Source organism: Pseudomonas sp. CC11G, from assembly GCF_056174845.1.
This window is the reverse complement of record NZ_JBWBZC010000018.1, coordinates 24,869-45,994: the sequence shown is the minus strand read 5'-3', so window position 1 is coordinate 45,994 and position 21,126 is coordinate 24,869. Positions and strand designations below refer to the sequence as shown.

The following is a 21,126-nucleotide window of genomic DNA, read 5'->3' as shown; positions in this document are numbered from 1 at the left end:
CGCTCTACACTTCTACATCGACCCACAAACCTTGACGCGGCAATTGCTCGATCAGCTCCTGATCTTCCTCGGCCACTTCACCTTCGGCCAACTCCGCCGCGCTGTATCCGCGCCGTTGCCGCCGCCGGCGCTGCTCTTCCCAGAGCAACTCCTCGGCTTCCTGCTCGTTGCGCTTTTCAAACGACACATCGTTTTCCTGCGCCGTACTTTCAACAGGCACAACCACCGGCACCGCAGGCACCGGTTTGATCGAGTCTTGCTGAGTCGGCACCGTAACCAGGTGCGGCGCAATGGGGGGAAGCATCAGCAGCTATCCTTCAACACGACATGTGGAGCGCAGGTAAATAAACCTACCCTTGATCAGGCTGTCGGCCAGTAAATCGACGACTTTAGCCGCGCATCGCTACACTTTTAGCATATGAATAGTCGATTTGGCCCTTTTTGACGCGGTCAATGGCACTCAAAGCAAATGGCCAGTAAGCAATTGATGTTCATCGCCTTTGGCCAGGGCCGCCGGGTTCCGTTACCATAGCCGGCTTTTTCATCGCGGGAGACAGGCATGGCGCAGCAGTATGAACCGGGGCAACGCTGGATTAGTGACAGCGAAGCGGAGTTGGGCTTGGGCACGGTCCTGGTACAGGACGGCCGCATGCTCACCATGCTCTACCCGGCCACTGGTGAAACCCGCCAATACGCCACCCGCAATGCGCCGCTAACCCGTGTGCGTTTCTCCCCGGGCGATGAAATCACCCATTTCGAAGGCTGGAAGCTCACCGTTCAGGAAGTCGACGACATCGACGGCCTGCTCATCTATCACGGCCTCAACGCGCAGCACCAACCGGTGACCATGCCGGAAACCCAGCTCTCCAACTTTATTCAGTTCCGTCTTGCCAGCGACCGCCTGTTCGCCGGGCAGATCGACCCCCTGAACTGGTTCGCCCTGCGCTACCACACCCTGGAACACACCAGCCGCCAGTTGCAGTCCTCGCTCTGGGGCCTGGGCGGCGTGCGTGCGCAGCCGATCGCGCACCAGTTGCACATCGCCCGCGAAGTGGCCGACCGCATCGCACCACGCGTATTGCTGGCCGACGAAGTGGGCCTGGGTAAAACCATCGAAGCCGGCCTGGTTATCCACCGCCAGCTGTTGTCCGGTCGCGCCAACCGCGTGCTGATTCTGGTGCCGGAAAACCTCCAGCACCAATGGCTGGTGGAAATGCGCCGCCGCTTCAACCTGGAAGTAGCGCTGTTTGACGCCGAACGCTTTATTGAAAGCGACGCCAGCAACCCGTTCGAAGACTGCCAGCTCGCTCTCGTGGCCCTGGAATGGTTGTGCGAGGACGACAAGGCGCAAGACGCCCTGTTCGCCGCTGGCTGGGACCTGCTGGTGGTCGACGAAGCCCACCACCTCGTTTGGCACCCAGAACAAGCCAGCCCGCAATACCAGCTGGTTGAGCAACTCGCCGAAGTGATTCCCGGCGTATTGCTGCTGACCGCCACCCCGGAACAACTTGGCCAGGACAGCCACTTCGCCCGCCTGCGCCTGCTCGACCCGGCGCGCTTCCACGACCTGGAAGCCTTCCGCGCCGAAAGCGCCAACTACAAGCCGGTGGCCGAAGCGGTGCAAGAGCTGCTCGACCAGGGCCGCCTGTCCCCGGCCGCGCATAAAACCATCCACGGCTTCCTCGGTGCCGAAGGCGAAGCCTTGCTGGCCGCCGTCAGCGATGGCGATATCGAAGCCTCGGCGCGTCTGGTGCGTGAGTTGCTCGACCGCCACGGCACCGGCCGCCTGCTGTTTCGCAACACCCGCGCCGCCGTGCAGGGTTTCCCCGAGCGCGAACTGCACCCCTACCCGCTGCCGTGCCCAGACCTGTACCTGGAATTGCCGGTGGGCGAGCACGCCGACCTGTACCCGGAAGTCAGCTTCCAGGCCCAGCCGGAAGCCAGCGAAGAAGAACGCTGGTGGAAATTCGACCCGCGCGTTGATTGGCTGATCGACACCCTGAAGATGCTCAAGCGCGTCAAAGTGCTGGTGATCTGCGCCCACGCCGAAACCGCGATGGACCTGGAAGACGCCCTGCGTGTGCGCTCCGGCATTCCAGCCACGGTGTTCCACGAAGGCATGAACATTCTTGAGCGCGACCGCGCGGCGGCCTATTTCGCCGACGAAGAATTCGGCGCCCAGGTGCTGATCTGCTCGGAAATCGGCAGCGAAGGCCGCAACTTCCAGTTCTCCCATCACCTGGTGCTGTTCGATCTGCCGGCGCACCCGGATTTGCTGGAACAGCGTATCGGTCGCCTCGACCGTATCGGCCAGAAGCACACCATCCAGCTGCACGTGCCGTACCTGGAAAACACCCCGCAGGAGCGTCTGTTCCAGTGGTACCACCAGGCGCTGAACGCCTTCCAGGCCACCTGCCCGACCGGCAACGCCTTACAACATCAGTTCGGCCCGCGCCTGCTGCCGATGCTGGAAAGCGCCGACGACGGCGACTGGCAAGTGCTGGTCGACGAAGCCAAGGCCGAGCGCATTCGCCTCGAAGGTGAACTGCACAGCGGCCGCGACCGCTTGCTGGAACTCAACTCCGGCGGTTCGGGCGAAGGCCAGGCGCTGGTGGAAGCGATTCACGAGCAAGACGACGAATTCGCCCTGCCTATCTATATGGAAGAGCTGTTCGAAGCCTTCGGTATCGAGAGCGAAGACCACTCGGAAAACGCCCTGATTCTGCGCCCCAGCGAAAAAATGCTCGACGCCAGCTTCCCGCTCGGCGACGACGAAGGCGTGACCATCACCTACGACCGCAACCAGGCGCTGTCGCGTGAAGACATGCAGTTCCTCACCTGGGAACACCCGATGGTGCAAGGCGGCATGGACCTGGTGCGCTCCGGCTCGATGGGCAACACCGCCGTCGCGCTGATCAAGAACAAGGCGCTGAAACCCGGCACCGTGTTGCTTGAACTGCTGTACGTCAGCGAAGTCGTCGCCCCGCGCGCCCTGCAACTGGGCCGCTACCTGCCACCGGCTGCTCTGCGCTGCCTGCTGGATGCCAGCGGCAACGACCTGGCCGCCAAGGTTTCCTTCGAGAAGCTCAACGACCAGCTGGAAAGCGTGCCGCGTGCCAGCGCCAACAAGTTCGTGCAGGCGCAACGTGACAGCCTCAACCAGCAACTTAACTCGGCCGAAGGCAAGATCAGCCCACGCCATGTTGAGCGTGTTGAAGAAGCCAAACGTCGCTTGGCAGCGGACACCCAGGAAGAGCTGGCGCGTCTGACTGCTTTGCAGGCGGTGAACCCGAGCGTGCGTGACAGCGAGCTGCAAACCTTGCGTAGCCAGTGCGAGCAAGGGTTGGCGATGCTGGATAAAGCGGCGCTGCGCCTCGAAGCAATTCGAGTCCTCGTGGCCGGCTAACGCTCTTGTAGGGTGCGCTTAGCACGCCCAAAAAAAGGCCACTCCTCGCAAGAGGGGTGGCCTTTTTTATGCCGGCGCAAAACCGCGCGACGGTTACACCTTGAAGCGCCGCACCACGGCGATCAACTTGTCGTTCGACGCGGCGAGCGCAGCGGTGCTGTGTTCGCTTTCGGCACCGCCTGAGACCAGCTCTTCGACGATATGCCGCACCGCGACCATGTTGCGGTTGATCTCTTCGCTGACCGCGCTCTGCTCTTCCGCCGCCGTGGCGATTTGGGTGCTCAGGTCGTTGATGCGCACCACCGATTCGGTCATCACATCCAGGCCCTCGTTGACCTTGGAGGTCTTGTCGACCGTGGCCTGGCAACTTTGCTTGGTGTTCTCCATGGCCACCACGGCCGCTGCCACACCCTGTTGCAGGCGGGCGAGCATTTCGTTGATTTCCGAGGTGCTGGTTTGCGTGCGCCCGGCCAGTGCGCGTACTTCATCGGCCACCACGGCAAAGCCTCGGCCTTGCTCGCCAGCGCGCGCGGCTTCGATAGCGGCGTTCAGCGCCAGCAAGTTGGTCTGCCCGGCGATCTCGCCAATTACGCCCAGTACCGAGTTGATGCGCCCGGCGTCCTGCTCCATGGCGCGCACCTTGGCGGTGGCGAGCTCCACTTCGCCGATCAATTCGCGCACGCTGTTGGACGCATCCTCGACCACTACCTTGGAGTGACGGGCATTTTCGTTGGCGGTCTGGGTCATGCTCGCCGTTTGCGCGGCGCTACGGGCGACCTCGTCGGCGGTGGAGCTCATCTCGGTGATCGCGGTCACGGCCTGATCGGTTTCACTGGCGTGGCGAATCAGAATCTGGTTGGTTCCGTGCGACTGCCCGCGCAGTTGCTCGATGCCTTGCGCAATCACTGATGTGGATTGCGACACCTCGCTGATCATCGTCTGCAAGTAAACGATAAAACGGTTCACCGAATGCCCGACCGCGCCCACTTCGTCTTCGGCGCGGATCACGATGCGCTGGGTCAGGTCAGCATCGCCGGCCGACAGTTTGTCGATATTGGCGCGCAGTACCGCCAGACGCTTCATCAGCTGGCTGAGGGCGAATACGGTTACCAGCAGCAGCACGATCACCATAGGAATCTGCAACCCGGCTAGGGTGCTCAACACCTTACTGCTCTGCGCCGTCAACAGGCTGGTCTGCTGTGCCACGGCCAGCAGCCACGGGGTGCCGGCGATGGGTTGCAGGAACAGGTTGTAGTCTTCACCGTCGCTGTCGGTGTACGTGCTGCGGCTCAGGTCGGTGGCGGACGGCTCGCGCAGGGCGCGTTGCAGCGCGGCGGCAAAGGGGTATTGCCCGGCCAGGTCAGAGACATTCTTCAACACGTTGTTGCCGGCAATCTCTGGCTGGTTGCTGAGCACCTTGCCGTCTTTCTCGACGATCATCACCAGCGCGTGGATTTCGCGTTCCTTCTGCGCCACCAAGTCGTTGAAAAAGCCCAGGGTCACGTCGATGGTCGACACACCAAACGCTGCGCCATTCTTGCTGATGGCCATGGCGCAGTTGGTGCGCGGCTCGGGGCTGGCGTCATCGCGGTAGGCGTTGGCCCAGTTGCACTGGCCGGCCGGCGCCTTGAGGCCGCCGAGAAACCATGGCTGCTCGAAATAATTCAGCGACTCGGGCGAGTTCCAGTGCGTGTTGACGATCAGTTTGCCGCTGCTGTCGCGGTGATAGAAGGTGCTGTATTTAGCCCGCCCGGCTTCACGTTTGTCCGGCAGCGGCCAGATGCCGCCGCCAAACACCTTGGCCTCGCCGTATTGATTGACCAGCGTGGGCAGCAGGCGGTCGATGCTTTCATTGTCTAGCTGTGGGACGATTTCGGTGATCGCGCGTTGCTGCGCTTGCACGCGCGCCAGTTCGGTCTTGATCACATCGCCGATCTGCGCCGCCTGATCGATCAGCTGACGCTGGTCGGTGGCGGTCAGGCTCGGGGTGATCCACAGGTTGATGCCCACCGCAGTGAGGATACCGATCAGCAACACGAATAAAACGAGGGTGGCGGTGTAACGCGCCTGGATGGTTTTCAACATGAGCCGGAGTCCGCGATTGCTGGTGGGTAAACGCCTATCGGCTGGCCGCCCCATTACTTGATGCGGCGAGCTGGCAACCGCGAACCGGCGGCGCGCTACAACCCCATCTGCTTACTGATGATCTCGTTCATCACTTCTCGCGTACCGCCGCCAATCGACAGAATCCGATTGTCGCGATACAGCCGCTCCACCAGGCTTTCACGCATAAAACCCATACCGCCGGCCACCTGCACCGCGTCGTACACAATGCGGTCGGCAATATCCGTGGCGAAGTTCTTGGCCATGGAAATCTCCTTGATCACCGACTTGCCCGCCGCCATCTTCGCCGCCTGGCGATAGGTGAATTCGCGCGACACTTCCAACTGCGTGGCCATCTCCGCCAGCCGGTGCTTGAGCACCTGAAATTTGCCGATGGGTTTGCCAAACGCCTCACGCTGCCGCGCCCAACTCAGAGACTCCTCCAACGCCAGCTCGGCCGTCATATTGGCCATGATCGCCAACGCCAGCCGCTCGGACTGAAAGTTGGCCATGATGCCAGCAAAGCCCATGTTCTCCACGCCAATCAGATTGCCCACCGGCACCTTGCAGTCATCGAAAAACAGCTCGGCCGTATCGGAGGCCCACCAGCCCATTTTTTTCAGCTGACGGCCAACGGTAAAACCGGGCGTGCCTTTTTCGATAAGCAGCAGGCTTACACCGCCAAACCCATCGCCGCCGGTACGCACCGCCACGGTGTAATAGTCCGCGCGCACGCCGCTGGTGATAAAGGTTTTGCTGCCGGTTACGCGGTAGAAATCGCCGTCACGCACGGCGCGGGTTTTCAGGCTGGCGACATCGGAGCCGCCGCTGGGCTCGGTGACGGCCAGGGCGCAGATCTTCTCGCCGCTGAGCACCTGCGGCACCACACGATCACGCACTTCCGGGCGTGCCCATTTGAGGATGGGTGGCAAACCAATATCCAACGAACCGAGCCCGGCGACCAAACCGCCGGAACCGCAGCGCATCAGCTCTTCACTGGCCGCCACTTTGGCAAACAAGTCGCCCTCATGGCTACCGCCGAATTGCTCGGGGTAACCGATGCCGAGAATGCCGGCAGCGCCGGCTTTCAGGTACAGCTCGCGGGGAAAACTCTCGGCCTCCTCCCAATCCGCCACGTGCGGCAGGATCTCACGCTCGACAAAACGGCGGACCGAATCGCGAACGAGCTGGTGAGATTCGTCGAAGTATTCCTGAAAGGCAGACATGGCGGGCTCCCGCAAAGGTTTGGCCGAACATACCGAGCGCTTGCTTGGTTTTCAACAAACTTTCGATTTAGGTGGGATGGGTTGACTGCAAACCCGGTGGTAGCAGGACCGGCCAATCGAGGCTGAAGCCTCTCCCACAAAGGCACGCGATCCACTGTGGGAGAGGCTTCAGCCTCGATAGTTTTGGACGTTGGCGGAGTTTTAGAACTTCTGCACCACCGTCGCCATCACATTGCGCTCCTCACCGTAGTAGCAGTAGTTGAGGTTGCCGCACGAGGCGACGTATTTCTCGTCGGTCAGGTTGTTGGCATTCAGGCGCACCGAGGTGCCCTTCAGGCCGACGTTGGCCAGGTCGTAGCTGATCGAGGCGTCATACAAGGTGTACGACGGCACATGAACGGTGTTCTCAGCATCGGCCCAGCTCTCGCCTACATAGCGCACGCCGGCCCCCAGGCCCAGCCCAGCCAAACCGCCGTTGTTGAAGCGGTAGTCGGCCCACAGGCTGGCCATATGCTTCGGCGTTTGCGACGGGGTGTTGCCTTTCACGTCGCTATCGACGCCGTTGAAGTAGCTGAAGTAGCTCTTGGCGTATTCCACTTTGGTGTACGTGTAGCTGCCCAACAGGCGCAGGCTGTCAGTGATGTGCAGGCGGCCTTCGAACTCGACACCCTTGGATTCCACTTCGCCGGCATTGCGGTAGAAGCCTTCGTTGGCCAGCTTGGTGGCGACATTTTCCTGGTTAATCTGAAACACCGACACGGTGTACAGATCGTCGGTGTCGACCGGCTGGTACTTGATGCCCGCTTCCCACTGCTTGCCTTCGGACGGCTCGATCAGGCTGCCCGCCGCGTCGCTATAGGTGGACGGGTTGAACGACTCGGAATAGCTGACGTAGGGCGCAATGCCGTTATCGAACTGGTACAGCACGCCAGCGCGGCCGGTGAGTTTGCTGTCGTTGAGCGAGTTCTCGGTACCCGCTGGGCGATTCACCAGGCCGGTGACGCCGCTGTATTCGTCAACGCGGTTTTCTTCCGAAACTTCGAACCAGTCCTTGCGCAGGCCCAGCGAGATATTCCAGTTGTTCACCTCGATCAAATCCTGCACATAGGCACCGGTCTGCTCTTTGCGGCGCAGGTAGCTGTTGAAGTCATACGGCGGGTAGTAGGTGATGGTTTCGTTGCCGTATTTCGGGTCGAAGGCATTGAGGTTGCTGGCCACGCCATTGGTCCAATCCACCACGTTTTTTATGCGCTGGTAGTCGACGCCCATCACCACGGTATGCGCGGCCGCGCCGGTGTCGAATTCGGCCTGCACCATGTTGTCGACGATCCACGAATGCAGCTTTTCGTCGGCGCCGGTGTAGTAGCGGGTCAGGTCATCGCCCGCCGCGTAGCCGTAGGCATACACCTGTTTCTGGGTGAGGTCGGAATCCAGGTAGCGGAAGTTCTGCCGCACGCTCCATACATCATTGAAACGGTGCTGCAATTCGTAGCCGAACATCTGCTGGTCGCGGCTGGCGGTGTCGTTGCCCGGCTCACCTTCGAAGAACGACGTGGAGATGCGCTTGCCGTTATGCGTAGTCAGCGTGCCAGAGGCTGGCAGCCCGCCGTGGTAGCCGGCTTGCGGGTCGCTTTGCAGGTAGGCATAGACGTTCAGCGAGGTGTCTTCGCTGAGGTTCATCAGCAGGCTGGGCATCAGGGTGTAGCGGGTTTCTTCGGTGTAATCGAACTGGGTGTCGGTGTCTTTGGCCAGGCCGACCAGGCGGTAGGCGATGTTGTCGTTCAGCGGGCCGGTGAAGTCGAAACCCAGGCTCTTGTAGTCGTTGCTACCGGCCGACAGCTCCACTTCGTTACTGGCCTCGAACTGCGGGCGCTTGGTAGTCAGGGCCACCAGGCCGCCGGGGTTGCTGCGGCCGTATAGCACGGACGACGGGCCTTTGAGCACGTCGATACGCTCGATGAAATACGGGTCCACCTGCAAGCTGCTGTAGGTGCCCGCGTCGCTCATCGACTTGAGGCCATCGACGATGATGTTGTCGACCGAGCCGTCGTTGAAGCCGCGCATGGCCACGTAGTCGTAGCGGTGGGTGGCGCCGTAGGGGTTGGTCAGCACGCCCGGGGCGTAGCGGATGGCTTCGGAAACGGTTTGCGAACCCTGGTCGTCCATTTGCTCGCGGGTGACTACCGACACCGATTGCGAGGTATTGAGCAGCGCCTTGCTGGTTTTGGTCGCCACGCTGCTGTGGGTGGCGTTGTAGCCTTCCATGCTGCCCAGAGCGTTACCCAGGGCGAAGGCACTGATCGATGCCGCTGGGAGTTCGGCTGCGCCGCTGCTGTCGCCGGCTTTCAGGGTGTAACCGCCCTGCCCGTCTCGGCCGGCGCTGAGGCCCGTGCCGGATAGCAGTCGGGCAAACCCCTGCTCCACGCCAAACTCGCCCTGCAGGCCCCGGGTGGTTTTGCCTTCGGTCAAACGGCCATCCACTGACAACAACACGCCCGCTTCACCGGCAAACCGGCTGAGCGCCGACGACAGCGGTCCAGCGGGAATCTGATAGCTGCGTACTGCCTGTTGTGCGGCCACCGGGTCGGCTGCCTGGGCCAACAGCGGTTGCAAGGTCGCCAGAGGCAACGCCAGCAAAGTCAGGCGCACAGCCCTGGCAGTGGTGGACAACAGGAAGGTATTCAGAGCCATGGGTGATTCCGTTTGGTGAGTGGCTGCACGCGTTGCGCAGGCCCTATGCACCAGAGGCCAAGCGAGAGGGGAAAAGGGGAACCGCAAATTGAAAATTATTTCAGAGGACCGAGTCAGATGGGCTCGACCGTGGTCCACCACGGCGCGCGCTGGTTGATGCGCACCGGCAAGCTGCTTTGCAGCGCGGCGAAAATCTTCTCGCGGTCGGCCAGCGGGTACGCGCCGACCAACCGCAAATCGGCAATCCGTGGGTCGCAGCCGAGGTAGCCCGGCGTGTAGTCGGCTAGCTCGGCAATAAAGTCTTCCAGGCGCATGTTGTCGGCCAGCAGCACGCCCTTGCTCCAGGCTTGGCGACCGGGCTCAGCGGCTTGCACTTGCCCGATGCTGGCGGCGGTGAAACGCACCTGTTGGCCTGCCGTGATCACCTGCGACGCATTGATCTGCACCGCGCCGTCAAACACGCTGAGCTGGGTGTAGCCATCGCCCTGGCGCACGCTAAATCGCGTACCCAGCGCATGCATGCGCCCTTGCTGGCTATCGACCACCAGCGGTCGCGCCGGTACCAGGGTGTCGTGGGCGCTTTCCAGCAGCACTTCGCCACGGAACAACTGCACCCGGCGCAGGCTGACGGAGTAGTCGATATCGGCGGCGCTATTGCTGTTCAGCCACAGCTGGGTGCCATCGGCCAGGCGGGTTTCGCGCACCTCGCCGGTGGTGGTGCGTTCATTGGCCGCCCAGCCTTGCAACGTGCTGCGACGGGCAGTGGCCAGGGCCAACAGGCCGCCTCCACACAGCAGCGCCAGCATGCCGATGGCGCGGCGCCGGCTGCTGCCCGCCGCACTCAGCGCCTGACCGGCCGCGCGGCGGCGGTCCGTAGGCAATCGCTCGAACTGTCCACTGATAGCCTCGACCCGCTGCCAGGCCGCCGCATGTTCGGGGCTGGCCGCCAGCCACAGTCGCCAGGCCTGACGCTGAGGCTCACTCACCGCCCCGCCGCTCAACGTGGCGAACCAATCGGCGGCCTGCTGCAGCACGGCGTAATCGAGCGCCGGGACTTTCACCAGGCTTGCTCCAGCAACAGGCAATGCAGCATCGCCTGAGCCATGTATTTCTTCACCATGCGTTCGGACACCAACAGCCGCTCGGCAATTACCGCGTACGTCAGGCCGTCGAGCTGCGACCACAAAAACGCCTGGCGCACCTTGGGCGGCAGGCGCAGCAGCATGGCGTCAATGGCCAACAGGGTTTCCATGATCAGCTCGCGCTCTTCCGGCGACGGCGCGTAGTGCTCGGGTTGCAGGGCCAGGGCGTCGAGGTAGGCGCGCTCGATGGCTTGGCGGCGCCAGAAATTGACCATCAGCGAATGGGCAATGGTGGACAAATACGCACGCGGCTCACGAATGGCCGGCAGGTCGTACTCTTTGCTCAGCACGCGCAGAAAGGTGTCTTGCGCCAGATCGGCCGCATTGTGAGCACAGCCCAGGCGCTTGCGCAGCCAGGCGTTCAGCCAGCCGTGATGCTCGCTGTAAAGCTGCTGCAGGGATTGCTCGGCGGTCGAAGCGTGCACAGGAAAATCCATTGCCCACGAAAAGTGTGCAAATGGTAATTCCTCTCAAGTGCGAATTACTAGCTCCGCGTAGCGATTAGCACGGAAAACTACAGGTTGATCGGCCGACGGCCCGCCAGGGCATGGGCCAGGGTGCCGCCGTCCACCAACTCCAGCTCGCCACCCAGCGGCATGCCATGGGCAATGCGCGAGGCGATCAGGCCTTTGTTGCTGAGCAACTGGGCGATGTAGTGCGCCGTGGCTTCGCCTTCCACCGTAGGGTTGGTGGCCAGAATGACTTCGGCAAAATTGCCCGCCTCGATACGCGCCAACAGCTCCGGCACGCCAATGGCTTCCGGGCCCAGGCCGTCGAGCGGCGAGAGGTGGCCCTTGAGCACGAAGTAGCGGCCGCGGAAACCGGTTTGCTCCACGGCATTCACATCCATGGGCCCTTCCACCACGCACAATATGCTGTCGTCGCGACGGGGTCCTGACAGGTCTGGCACACCGCGTCTTCGCTGAGGGTGCGACATTGCTGGCAATGGCCTACGCCCTCCATCGCCTGCGTCAGCGCCTGGGCGAGACGAAGCGCACCGCTACGGTCGCGTTCCAGCATCTGCAACGCCATACGCTGAGCAGTCTTCTGCCCCACTCCGGGCAAAATGCGCAGGGAGTCGATGAGTTGGCGAATCAGCGGGCTGAAGCTCATGGCAGAGGGTCCGGTGTGAAGGTAAACAGAGGATCAAACGCATCGAGGCTGAAGCCTCTCCCACAGGTTTCTCAGTCACTTGTGGGAGAGGCTTCAGCCTCGATTCCTGCAAACAAAGGTTTGCTGGCAGAACCTTTTAAAATGGCATCTTGAAGCCTGGAGGCAACTGCATACCCGCAGTCATGCCACCCATTTTTCCTGGCTGCTAGCTTCAACCTTGCGCACTGCGTCGTTAACGGCAGCCGCAATCAGGTCTTCCAGCACTTCCTTATCTTCCTGCATCAAGCTGTCATCGAGGGTGATGCGCTTGACGTCGTGACGCCCAGTCATCACCACGCTCACCAGGCCGGCGCCCGATTGGCCGGTCACTTCGGCGTTGGCCAGTTCTTCCTGCATCTTGGCCATTTTTTCCTGCATTTGCTGCGCCTGCTTCATCAGGCCGGCCATGCCACCTTTCATCATGGGAATCACCTCAAGTTAGTTAAAGCGTTACGACGCCACGGGGGCGTCAACAGGCTCAATGGTGCCGTCGCGAATGATCGCGGCGAACTGCTGAATCATTTCTTTCACCAGCGGATCGTCATGAATCGAGGCTTCGGCCGACCGCTGACGGTTGGCACGTTTGCGCGCAGCGGCCTGGGCAGGGGTTTCCTGCTCGGGGGTGCGCAGCTCGATTTCCAGCTTGATCGGGCGCTTGTGGTACGCATCCAGCGCCTCGTTCAGGCGACGCTGCTGGGTAGCATTAAAGAGTGCGCTCTGGCCGGGGTCCAGGTGCAGGGTCCAGGTGTCGCCCTCCACCGCCACCAGACTGCAGTTGGCGGCAATGCTGCCGGTCAGGCCGGTAATGCCCAGACGCGGGAACAGCTCCAGCCATTCAGCGGCGAGCCCGGTAGCCGGTTTGGCGGCGGGCAATGGCGCGAGGTCGACCGGCGCGGGCGCTTCGATGCCCATGGAGTCCAGGGCGTCGAGGTAGGCGTCAGTTTCGCCTTCGGCAACGTAGTAATCGTCGTCGCCGGGTGGCGGCTCGTCGTCATCGTCGTCGCTGACGTCGGCGGGGGTGTTGATCACCACGGCGGCTTCGGTTTGCACAGCCACCGGCGCAGGTACCGGAACCAGCGGCGCTGGGGCGATTTCGGCCGGCACGTTGATCAGCTCGGGAATCGGCACAACCGCAGGCGCTACAGCGGCAGGCTTTGGTTCTTCCCAGGGCAAATCGATAGGCGCAGCGACTACCGGCGCGGGCTCGGCAACCGGCGCGACCGGCTCGGGCTCAGGGGCAGCTACAACCGGTGCAGCCACCACAGACTCCGGCACCACGACAGGCGCAGGCGCAACCGGTGCAGGAGCAGGAGCAGGAGCAGGAACAATAGCGGCAACCGGCGCAGCCATAGCTGCGCCGGCCACTGGGTTAGGTCGGGGATCAGCAGTGGCCTGGCTAATCCCGAGTGGCTTTAGCGCCACCCTCGGCACATCGCCCGTATCCGCCGGGCGGAAGGCCAACATGCGCAGCAGCACCATTTCAAAGCCACCGCGCGGGTCCGGCGCCAGCGGCAAATCGCGGCGGCCGATCAGGCCCATCTGGTAATAGAACTGCACGTCTTCGGCGGGCAAGGCCTCAGCCAATGCCAACACGCGGTCGCGGTCGCCCTGGCCGTTGTCCACCGCTTCGGGCAGCGCCTGGGCGATGGCCACGCGGTGCAGCACATTAAGAATTTCAGCCAGCACGCCAGCCCAGTCCGGGCCCTGCTCGGCCAGATGACGCACCGCCTCAATCAGCCCGCGCGCATCGCCTTCGAGCAACGCATGCAGCACGCCGTACACCTGACCGTGATCGAGCGTACCGAGCATGGCGCGCACATCGGCGGCCAACACCTTGCCCTCACCAAAGGCAATCGCCTGGTCGGTAAGGCTCATGGCATCACGCATCGACCCATCGGCCGCACGGCCGAGCAGCCACAGCGCGTCGTCTTCGAACGGCACCTGTTCCACACCCAGCACATGGGTCAAATGCTCGACCACACGCTCCGGCGGCATGTTCTTCAGGGAGAACTGCAGGCAGCGGGAAAGAATGGTGACGGGCAGCTTCTGCGGGTCGGTAGTCGCCAGCAGGAACTTGACGGGGGTGGCGCTCTTCGAGGGTTTTCAGCAAGGCGTTGAACGAGTGCGAGCTGAGCATGTGCACTTCGTCGATCAGGTAAACCTTGAAGCGCCCGCGGCTGGGCGCGTACTGCACGTTATCGAGCAGCTCGCGGGTGTCTTCCACCTTGGTGCGGCTGGCGGCGTCGACTTCAATCAGGTCAACAAAGCGGCCTTCATCAATCTCTTTGCATACCGAACAGGTACCGCACGGCGTGGAGCTGATGCCGGTTTCGCAGTTCAGGCACTTGGCAATAATGCGCGCGATGGTGGTTTTGCCGACGCCGCGCGTACCGGTGAATAGATACGCGTGGTGCAGGCGCTGGCTGTCCAGCGCATTGATCAGGGCCTTGAGCACATGGGTCTGGCCGACCATTTCGCGGAACGAGCGCGGACGCCATTTACGTGCAAGAACCTGATAACTCATCGAAAACCGTCGCAGCTGGGGGGCAAGAAGTGGGGCTAATCCTAGCGGAGCACGGGGCAAATTGCATCCGGCTTGGCGTATCGCCCGGCGGGCCGCGTTTACGCCTACCCTGTGGTAAATGATTTCGGGCCGACAGCCGGTTGAAAACTCTTTCCCAGGGCATTGAACTCGGCTTGATCGGCCTGTCTAACCGCCGCAAACCAGACCGTTACTTTCCTTTACGGACACTGCCGCCATGACCGCCAACAAAAAAGCCCTGCACCACCTGGCCACCCAATTTCTCGGCAAAGACGGCTCGGAACTGGAGCCCGAAGAAGTCAATGTACTGGAACATATGACCGACCACCGCCCGGTCAGCCGCGACGCCGCCGATGCCGCCGACGACATTTCCACCTTTGGCCAGCGCCTGTCCGACCGGGTGGCCGAAATCGGCGGTTCTTGGAAGTTCATCATCGCGTTCTCGGTAATTTTGCTCGGCTGGATGCTGCTCAACACCGACGTGCTCGCCCACTTCGGCATGGCCTTCGACCCCTACCCCTACATCTTCCTCAACCTGATGCTCTCCACCGTCGCCGCCATCCAGGCGCCGGTCATCATGATGAGCCAGAACCGCCAAGCGTCCAAAGACCGCCTGGCTGCGAGCCTGGACTTCGAGGTGAACTTGCGCGCGGAGCTCGAAATCATGCGGTTGCACGAGAAAATCGATTTGGCGATTACCGAGCGGCTGGATCGGATTTTGACCAACCTGGAACAACGCACAGCCAGCTCGAAAGTCGAGTAAGCCTTAGCGCAGCGGCTCCACCACCTTGCCGCTGCGATCAATCACTCCCCACTTCCCCCCTTCCATGGCCCAGTGCCCGTCACCATCGGCGGGCCCGCGCTGGCAGCCTTGGCAAACCTCGGCGCGGCCATCGGCGAACGGCGTGCCCCAGTCGTAAACCGGCGCGATCACCTGGTTGAACGCCTTGTCGAAATACCCCACCTTGCCGTTGACCCAGGCGCGCGTCAGGCCTTCTGCGAAATAGTCAGCACCGTTATCGAAGGTGAGTACATGCAATGCCGCACCCTGACGGTTGACGTAAAACATGCCGCCGTCGATGGCCACACTCGCCAGGCCGTCGCTGTCGAAGTCCAGTTTCTTGAAATGCACAGGCGCCAGGTGCACGGTGTCGCCATTGCGCTGGGCGCACTGCGGGTGATCGGCTAAACCTTCTTCGCTATCGGCCGCTGAATAGAAGCAGGGCAACGGAAAGTCGTCGGCCTGTGCGTTCGCGCACACAGCAACGAACAACGCCAAGCGCAGGACAGCAGCGGGAATGCTAGACATATACACGGAACCCAAATCGTCGAATGCCGTTCTTTATCCCTGAAGCCAAGGAGCTCGACAATGGCATTGCGGCCAGCGTGTGAAACCGGACTCACCAGCCATAGGCGCCCTGCATGAAATCACTTGCCCGTCTCGCGTTGTGCATTGGCCTGCTTGCAAGCGTGGTGGCCCATGCCGAGGTCAAAGTGGAGCCGCTGGAAGCCGAGGCCATTGCCAAGGAGGCGTACATCTACGGCTATCCCATGCTGGAGCTGTATAAAACGCTTTATATCCAGGCCATCGACACCGAGAGCAATGCCTACCAGGCGCCGCTCAACCGCATCGCCCACAATACCGACGTGTACAACGCCAGAAACACCTCGGTGCAGTCGCCCATCCCCGACACCCGCTACTCCTTCGCCTGGCTCGACCTGCGCGCCGAACCCATCGTGCTGACCCTGCCGGCCGTGGACAGCGAGCGGTATTTTTCGGTGCAGCTCACCGACCTCTTCACCCAAAACTTCGCCTACCTCGGCCGACGCACCACCGGCAGCAAAGGCGGCCGCTTTCTGATTGTGGGGCCGGAGTGGGACGGCACGGTGCCGGAGAACATCGACGAAGTGGTGCGCAGCGAAACCAGCCTGGTGTACGCGCTATACCGCACCCAACTGTTCGACGAACGCGACATGGCCAAGATGCGCCAGGTGCAACAGGGCTACACCCTGCAAACCTTAAGCAGCTTTCTGAAACTGGAAGCCCGCCCCACCGCGCCGAAACTCGACTGGCCGGTGCCCAGCCCCGACGCCAACCCGACGCCGGATGTGTTTCGGCTGATGGATTTTCTGCTGCAATTCGCCCCGCCCCACCCATCTGAAGTGGCCCTGCGCCGGCGCCTGTCCCGCATTGGCATCAACAGCGATCAACCGTTCTACCCCGACCGCCTCACGGCCGGCCAATACAACGCGCTGCAAGCCGGCATCAATGACGCACGCGGCGAGTTCATCACCTTTAAAAGTGCCGAAGTCGACAGCGGACAAATCCCCACCACGGAGCTATTCGGCGACCGCGAGCACCTGGCCAACAACTACCTGGCCCGCTATGCGGGCGCCGCCGTCGGCCTATTCGCCGCCTCCGCCGAGGAAGCCAATTTCATCGGCTACTTCAACGACGAATACCAACGCCCGCTGAACGGCCTGCGCACCCGCTACGCCCTGCACTTTGCCGCCGACCAGCTGCCGCCGGTGGACGCCTTCTGGTCGCTGACGTTGTACGACGCCAACACCAAACTGCTGATCGACAACCGCCTGAATCGCTACCTGGTGAACTCCCGGATGCTGAACCGCCTGCAACGCGATCCCGATGGCGGGCTGACCTTGTATCTGCAACGCCTCTCGCCCGGCATCGCCGTGGAGAGCAACTGGATGCCAGTGCCGCCGGGGCCGTTCTATGGGGTGCTGCGGTTGTATGAGCCGGGGCCGGAAGTTGCCAATGGGCAATGGAAGCCGCCAGCGATTACAGTGCAGCCCTGAATTGGGCTGCTCGCCGTCACCTTCTAGTTATATCGTTTGCAGGAATCGCGGCTGAAGCCGCTCCCACAGGGGAATGCGGTCCCTTGTAGGAGCGGCCGGGCCGGCGCTCCGGTCAGCCTCGATGCTTTTGCTCTTCTCGCCCGAGTACTTTCATGTTTATCGCTTTCACCATTTTCGCCCTCACCATGCTCTTGGTTATCTGGCAACCCAAAGGCCTCGGCGTTGGTTGGTCGGCCACCATTGGCGCGCTGCTCGCCTTGGCCTTCGGGGTCGTAGGCCTGCACGACATTCCCACTGTGTGGGCCATCGTGTGGAATGCCACGGCCACCTTTATTGCCCTGATCGTGATCAGCCTGATTCTCGACGAGGCGGGCTTTTTTGAATGGGCGGCGTTGCATGTGGCGCGCTGGGCGCGGGGCAATGGGCGGCGTCTGTTTGCGTTTACCGTGCTGCTGGGCGCGGCCGTGTCGGGGCTGTTTGCCAATGACGGCGCAGCGCTGATTCTTACGCCCATCGTCATCTCGCTGCTGCTGGCCCTGCGCTTCTCCCCCGCCGCCACCCTGGCCTTCGTAATGGCCGCAGGGTTTATTGCCGACACGGCGAGCCTGCCGCTGGTGGTGTCGAACCTGGTGAACATCGTTTCGGCCGACTACTTCAAGCTGAGCTTCAACGACTACGCGGCGGTGATGGTGCCGGTGAACGTGGTCAGCGTCGCAGCCACCCTGGCCGTGCTCTACCTGTTTTTCCGCCGCGATATTCCGCTGGTCTATGAAACCTGCGACCTCAAGCTGCCCGCCGAAGCGATTCGCGACCGCCCGACCTTTATCGTCGGCGTCGGCGTGCTGGTGGTGTTGCTGCTCGGCCTGTTCGCCCTCGAACCGCTGGGCGTACCGGTGTGCGTCATTGCCGGCGTCTGCGCCGCTGCCTTGTATGCCGTAGCCGCTCACGGCCATGTGATTTCCACCCGCCGCGTACTGCGCGATGCGCCTTGGCAGATCGTGGTGTTTTCGTTGGGCATGTACCTGGTGGTGTACGGCCTGAAAAACGCTGGCCTTACCGCCTACCTCACCCAAGCGTTGGACTACTTCGCCGGCTACGGCTTGTGGGGCGCCGCCATCGGCACAGGGCTGACCACCGCGCTGTTGTCATCGGTGATGAATAACCTGCCGAGCGTGCTGATCGGCGCCCTGTCGATTCAAGACTCGGCGGCCACCGGCGTGGTGCGTGAAGCGATGATTTACGCCAACGTGATTGGCTGCGACCTGGGCCCGAAAATCACCCCCATCGGCAGCCTGGCCACGCTGCTGTGGCTGCATGTATTGGCGCGCAAGGGTATTCGCATCACCTGGGGTTATTACTTCAAGGTCGGCATTGTGCTGACCTTGCCGGTGCTGCTGATTACCCTCGCGGCGCTTGCCCTACGGCTGAGCTGGTAGCGGAAAAAAACACGGCAGGTAATGGATGACCACACCTTCGGCAGACCTCGATAAACCCCAGCCCGTGAGCCTGGCGCAGGCCTTCTGGTTCTGGCTGAAGCTCGGCTTTATCAGCTTCGGCGGCCCGGCCGGGCAAATCGCCCTGATGCATGAAGAACTGGTGGAGCGCCGCCGCTGGCTGTCCGAACGGCGTTTTCTGCATGCCCTGAATTTTTGCATGGTGTTGCCCGGCCCCGAGGCGCAGCAGTTGGCCACCTATATCGGCTGGCTAATGCACCGCACGTGGGGTGGCGTGATTGCCGGCGGGCTGTTTGTGCTGCCCTCGCTGCTGATGCTGATTGGCCTGTCGTGGCTGTACGTGAGCCTGGGAGAAACGCCCGTGGTGGCCGGCCTGCTCTACGGCATCAAACCCGCGGTGACGGCCATCGTCGTGCACGCCGCTCACCGCATCGGCTCACGCACCCTGAAAAATCGTTGGCTGCTGGCCATCGCGGCGGCGGCGTTTGTGGCGATTTTTGCCCTGCACCTGCCCTTCCCGCTGATCGTGCTGGCTGCAGGAGTTGTCGGCTGGCTGGGTGGGCGTTGGCGGCCTGAGTTTTTCAACCTTGGCGGCCATGCCAGCACCGAGAGCGAAGCCCATCGCCCTGCCTTGATCGACGACCACACGCCTACCCCGGCCCATGCCCGCTTTCGCCCGTCGCGACTGGTCGTGTTGCTGATGGTGGGGGCTGCGCTGTGGTGCGTGCCCATGGCGACGCTAACCGCGCTGTTCGGCTGGCACGGCACCTTCACCCAGATGGGTTGGTTTTTTACCAAGGCCGCTCTGCTCACCTTTGGCGGCGCGTATGCCGTGTTGCCCTATATCTACCAAGGCGCCGTGAGCCACTACGGCTGGTTGACGCCGGGGCAGATGATCGATGGCCTGGCCCTGGGCGAATCCACCCCGGGCCCGCTGATTATGGTGGTGGCGTTTGTCGGCTTTGTCGGCGGTTTTGCTAAACAAGTATTCGGCCCGGACCAGCTGTTTCTCGCCGGCGCCGTAGCCGCGTGCCTGGTTACCTGGTTCACCTTTCTACCGTCGTTCCTGTTCATTCTGGTTGGCGGCCCGCTGGTGGAATCCACCCACGGCCAACTGCGATTTATCGCGCCACTCACCGCCATCAGCGCCGCCGTGGTAGGGGTGATCGTCAACCTGGCGCTGTTCTTCGCCTACCACGTGTTCTGGCCGCAAGGCTTTGCCGGCCAGCTCGATTGGCCGGCGGCGCTGATTGCACTGTGGGCATTCGTGGCCCTGTTCCGCCTGAAGCGCGGGGTGATCGAAGTGCTGGTGAGCTGCGCCCTGCTCGGCTTAGCGCTTCGCCTGTGGTGAGCAGGCTGTGAGGTCCACTTTGCCCACATACGGATTACCGCGGCCCATGATGCACGCCACCTTCTGATTGCGCGCCAGCTCCCAGGCTTTGACCGGGTACTGCTTGTTCCACGCCGTGTACATCTGTTTGTCCTGCTTGGACAGGCGCAGGCCGTAGCGCTCGCTCATATAGAAATACGTGCGCGCCACCATGCCGCGCACCTGGGGGCGGGGCATGGCCTTCTTCGCCTTGAAATCCACCACCATCGGGCAGGCGCCGTACTGGGTCGGTTTTTGCGGCAGCCAGCCGTAGCCGAAGTTGCTGCGGTCGCCGTTCACTTCGCCGATGCTTGGCACCAGGTTGTGGAGGTCCGCTTCGGCCAGGCGATAGGTCTGGTCCGAGCGCGAGCAATTGGAACGCCCGCCCTTCTGCCAGCACTGACGCTGATGACCAATCACCCAGGCCGGCACAATGTGCTCCCACTCGATACGCTCGGCGCGCTGGGCATTTTTGCGCGGCACGTAACCGCAGCTTTTCAAATCCACCTTGTTGCCGGTAAAGCGGCAGCCGCAATAAAACTCCACCGGGTTGGCGGCGTAGAGCTTCCAACCGGCTTTCTTGGCTTCAGCAAAGGTGCGGGGGGCGGCGGTGACGGAAAGGGAGAACAGCAGGCAGAACAGCAACAAACAACGCGACATCGGGTATGTCCTTGGCATCAGGAAGACAGCAAAAACCTGTATACGCATACAGTTATTTGGCAATCTTCCTACAAAGCTGTAGGACTATTCAATGGTGGCGAATTAGCTTCGACCTTGGCAGCCTGTGTCGATACGAGTCAGCTGCAAAAAAATCATCTGGAGGAAATGGCGTGGAACCGCCTGAGCAAAAACTGGAATCCCAATTCGAAAACATCCGCCGCAACCTCGATGACATCGCCAACGACGTGAGCGAAATCAATCGGGAAAACCGGCGCAATACCCGCATTTTGATTGGCGCATTGGTGGTGGTGGCGTTGGTGTTTGTGGGGTTGATGGTTAATGGGTTGGGTTGGTTGTAAGCGCCAACGCTTTTGCCTCGGCAGGGTGTGCCCCGCGCACCATTGCGGTTAGCGGGCAAACGTTTATAGATCGTGACGCTTCGCCCTCACATCGCTCTCATTCCCACGTCGCTTCCAACCCCATCTTGCAGCGAATCCGTCCCGACGTGCCGTAGTGTTGGCTCTCGGCACCCGCCGGAGCCAGCTCGAAAGCGGGAAACGGCTC

The 21,126-nt window shown here is 62.0% G+C and carries 14 protein-coding genes and 4 pseudogenes; 6 read left to right on the top strand and 12 right to left on the bottom strand.

The window, feature by feature from the left end; all coding sequences use genetic code 11:
• Window positions 1-4: 4 nt before the first annotated feature.
• Window positions 5-304, bottom strand: a complete 300-nt coding sequence (locus tag AC0V2S_RS19650) for an aspartate-semialdehyde dehydrogenase (protein WP_475511187.1) — start codon at window positions 302-304, stop codon at window positions 5-7.
• A 255-nt stretch (window positions 305-559) separates the two neighbouring features.
• On the opposite strand from AC0V2S_RS19650, the gene rapA reads away from it, so the two are divergent.
• Window positions 560-3,406 (top strand): RNA polymerase-associated protein RapA, encoded by a 2,847-nt coding sequence (gene rapA / locus AC0V2S_RS19645; protein ID WP_475511186.1) that lies wholly within the window; start codon window positions 560-562, stop codon window positions 3,404-3,406.
• Window positions 3,407-3,499: 93 nt separating this feature from the next.
• On the opposite strand, the gene AC0V2S_RS19640 is transcribed toward rapA, so the two are convergent.
• The 9 genes and pseudogenes from AC0V2S_RS19640 to dnaX all read right to left on the bottom strand — a co-directional run bounded on the left by AC0V2S_RS19640 (window position 3,500) and on the right by dnaX (window position 14,244).
• A complete protein-coding gene (locus AC0V2S_RS19640; RefSeq protein WP_475511243.1) occupies window positions 3,500-4,342 on the bottom strand; it encodes a methyl-accepting chemotaxis protein in 843 nt (280 codons plus the stop codon).
• Window positions 4,343-4,357: 15 nt separating this feature from the next.
• Window positions 4,358-5,491: pseudogene (locus tag AC0V2S_RS19635) on the bottom strand (cache domain-containing protein); the annotation flags it as partial.
• Between the two features lie 95 nt (window positions 5,492-5,586).
• Window positions 5,587-6,735, bottom strand: a complete 1,149-nt coding sequence (locus tag AC0V2S_RS19630) for an acyl-CoA dehydrogenase family protein (RefSeq protein WP_475511185.1) — start codon at window positions 6,733-6,735, stop codon at window positions 5,587-5,589.
• Between the two features lie 201 nt (window positions 6,736-6,936).
• A complete protein-coding gene (locus AC0V2S_RS19625) occupies window positions 6,937-9,426 on the bottom strand; it encodes a TonB-dependent siderophore receptor (RefSeq protein WP_475511184.1) in 2,490 nt (829 codons plus the stop codon).
• 113 nt (window positions 9,427-9,539) lie between these two features.
• Window positions 9,540-10,487, bottom strand: a complete 948-nt coding sequence (locus AC0V2S_RS19620; RefSeq protein WP_475511183.1) for a FecR domain-containing protein — start codon at window positions 10,485-10,487, stop codon at window positions 9,540-9,542.
• The gene (locus tag AC0V2S_RS19615; RefSeq protein WP_475511182.1) at window positions 10,484-11,005 is read right to left on the bottom strand and encodes a sigma-70 family RNA polymerase sigma factor; all 522 of its coding nucleotides are present in this window, start codon (window positions 11,003-11,005) and stop codon (window positions 10,484-10,486) included. The genes AC0V2S_RS19620 and AC0V2S_RS19615 overlap by 4 nt, the downstream gene beginning before the upstream one ends.
• 77 nt (window positions 11,006-11,082) lie before the next feature.
• Window positions 11,083-11,681, bottom strand: a pseudogene (recR, locus tag AC0V2S_RS19610) (recombination mediator RecR).
• A gap of 136 nt (window positions 11,682-11,817) precedes the next feature.
• Window positions 11,818-12,143, bottom strand: a pseudogene (locus AC0V2S_RS19605) (YbaB/EbfC family nucleoid-associated protein).
• Window positions 12,144-12,170: 27 nt separating this feature from the next.
• Window positions 12,171-14,244, bottom strand: a pseudogene (gene dnaX / locus AC0V2S_RS19600) (DNA polymerase III subunit gamma/tau).
• 235 nt (window positions 14,245-14,479) lie between these two features.
• Here dnaX and AC0V2S_RS19595 point away from each other — a divergent pair.
• Complete coding sequence (locus tag AC0V2S_RS19595; RefSeq protein ID WP_475511181.1) at window positions 14,480-15,025, top strand: DUF1003 domain-containing protein; 546 nt, start codon at window positions 14,480-14,482, stop codon at window positions 15,023-15,025.
• Window positions 15,026-15,028: 3 nt separating this feature from the next.
• Here the strand turns inward: AC0V2S_RS19595 and AC0V2S_RS19590 are convergent, their stop codons facing one another.
• A complete protein-coding gene (locus AC0V2S_RS19590) occupies window positions 15,029-15,571 on the bottom strand; it encodes a WG repeat-containing protein (RefSeq protein ID WP_475511180.1) in 543 nt (180 codons plus the stop codon).
• 113 nt (window positions 15,572-15,684) lie between these two features.
• Here AC0V2S_RS19590 and AC0V2S_RS19585 point away from each other — a divergent pair, with 113 nt between their 5' ends.
• From AC0V2S_RS19585 to chrA, 3 genes are all read left to right on the top strand, one after another.
• Window positions 15,685-17,079 (top strand): DUF1254 domain-containing protein, encoded by a 1,395-nt coding sequence (locus tag AC0V2S_RS19585; RefSeq protein ID WP_475511179.1) that lies wholly within the window; start codon window positions 15,685-15,687, stop codon window positions 17,077-17,079.
• Window positions 17,080-17,231: 152 nt separating this feature from the next.
• Entirely contained in the window at window positions 17,232-18,515 is a 1,284-nt protein-coding gene (locus tag AC0V2S_RS19580) for an arsenic transporter (protein WP_475511178.1), read from the top strand.
• A gap of 25 nt (window positions 18,516-18,540) precedes the next feature.
• The gene (gene chrA / locus AC0V2S_RS19575) at window positions 18,541-19,884 is read left to right on the top strand and encodes a chromate efflux transporter (protein ID WP_475511177.1); all 1,344 of its coding nucleotides are present in this window, start codon (window positions 18,541-18,543) and stop codon (window positions 19,882-19,884) included.
• Here chrA and AC0V2S_RS19570 read toward each other — a convergent pair.
• Window positions 19,864-20,562, bottom strand: coding sequence for an endonuclease (locus tag AC0V2S_RS19570; RefSeq protein WP_475511176.1), 699 nt, complete (start codon window positions 20,560-20,562; stop codon window positions 19,864-19,866). The two genes, chrA and AC0V2S_RS19570, sit on opposite strands and share 21 nt — an antisense overlap.
• A gap of 170 nt (window positions 20,563-20,732) precedes the next feature.
• On the opposite strand from AC0V2S_RS19570, the gene AC0V2S_RS19565 reads away from it, so the two are divergent.
• A complete protein-coding gene (locus tag AC0V2S_RS19565; protein ID WP_475511175.1) occupies window positions 20,733-20,921 on the top strand; it encodes a hypothetical protein in 189 nt (62 codons plus the stop codon).
• The last annotated feature ends 205 nt before the right edge of the window (window positions 20,922-21,126 follow it).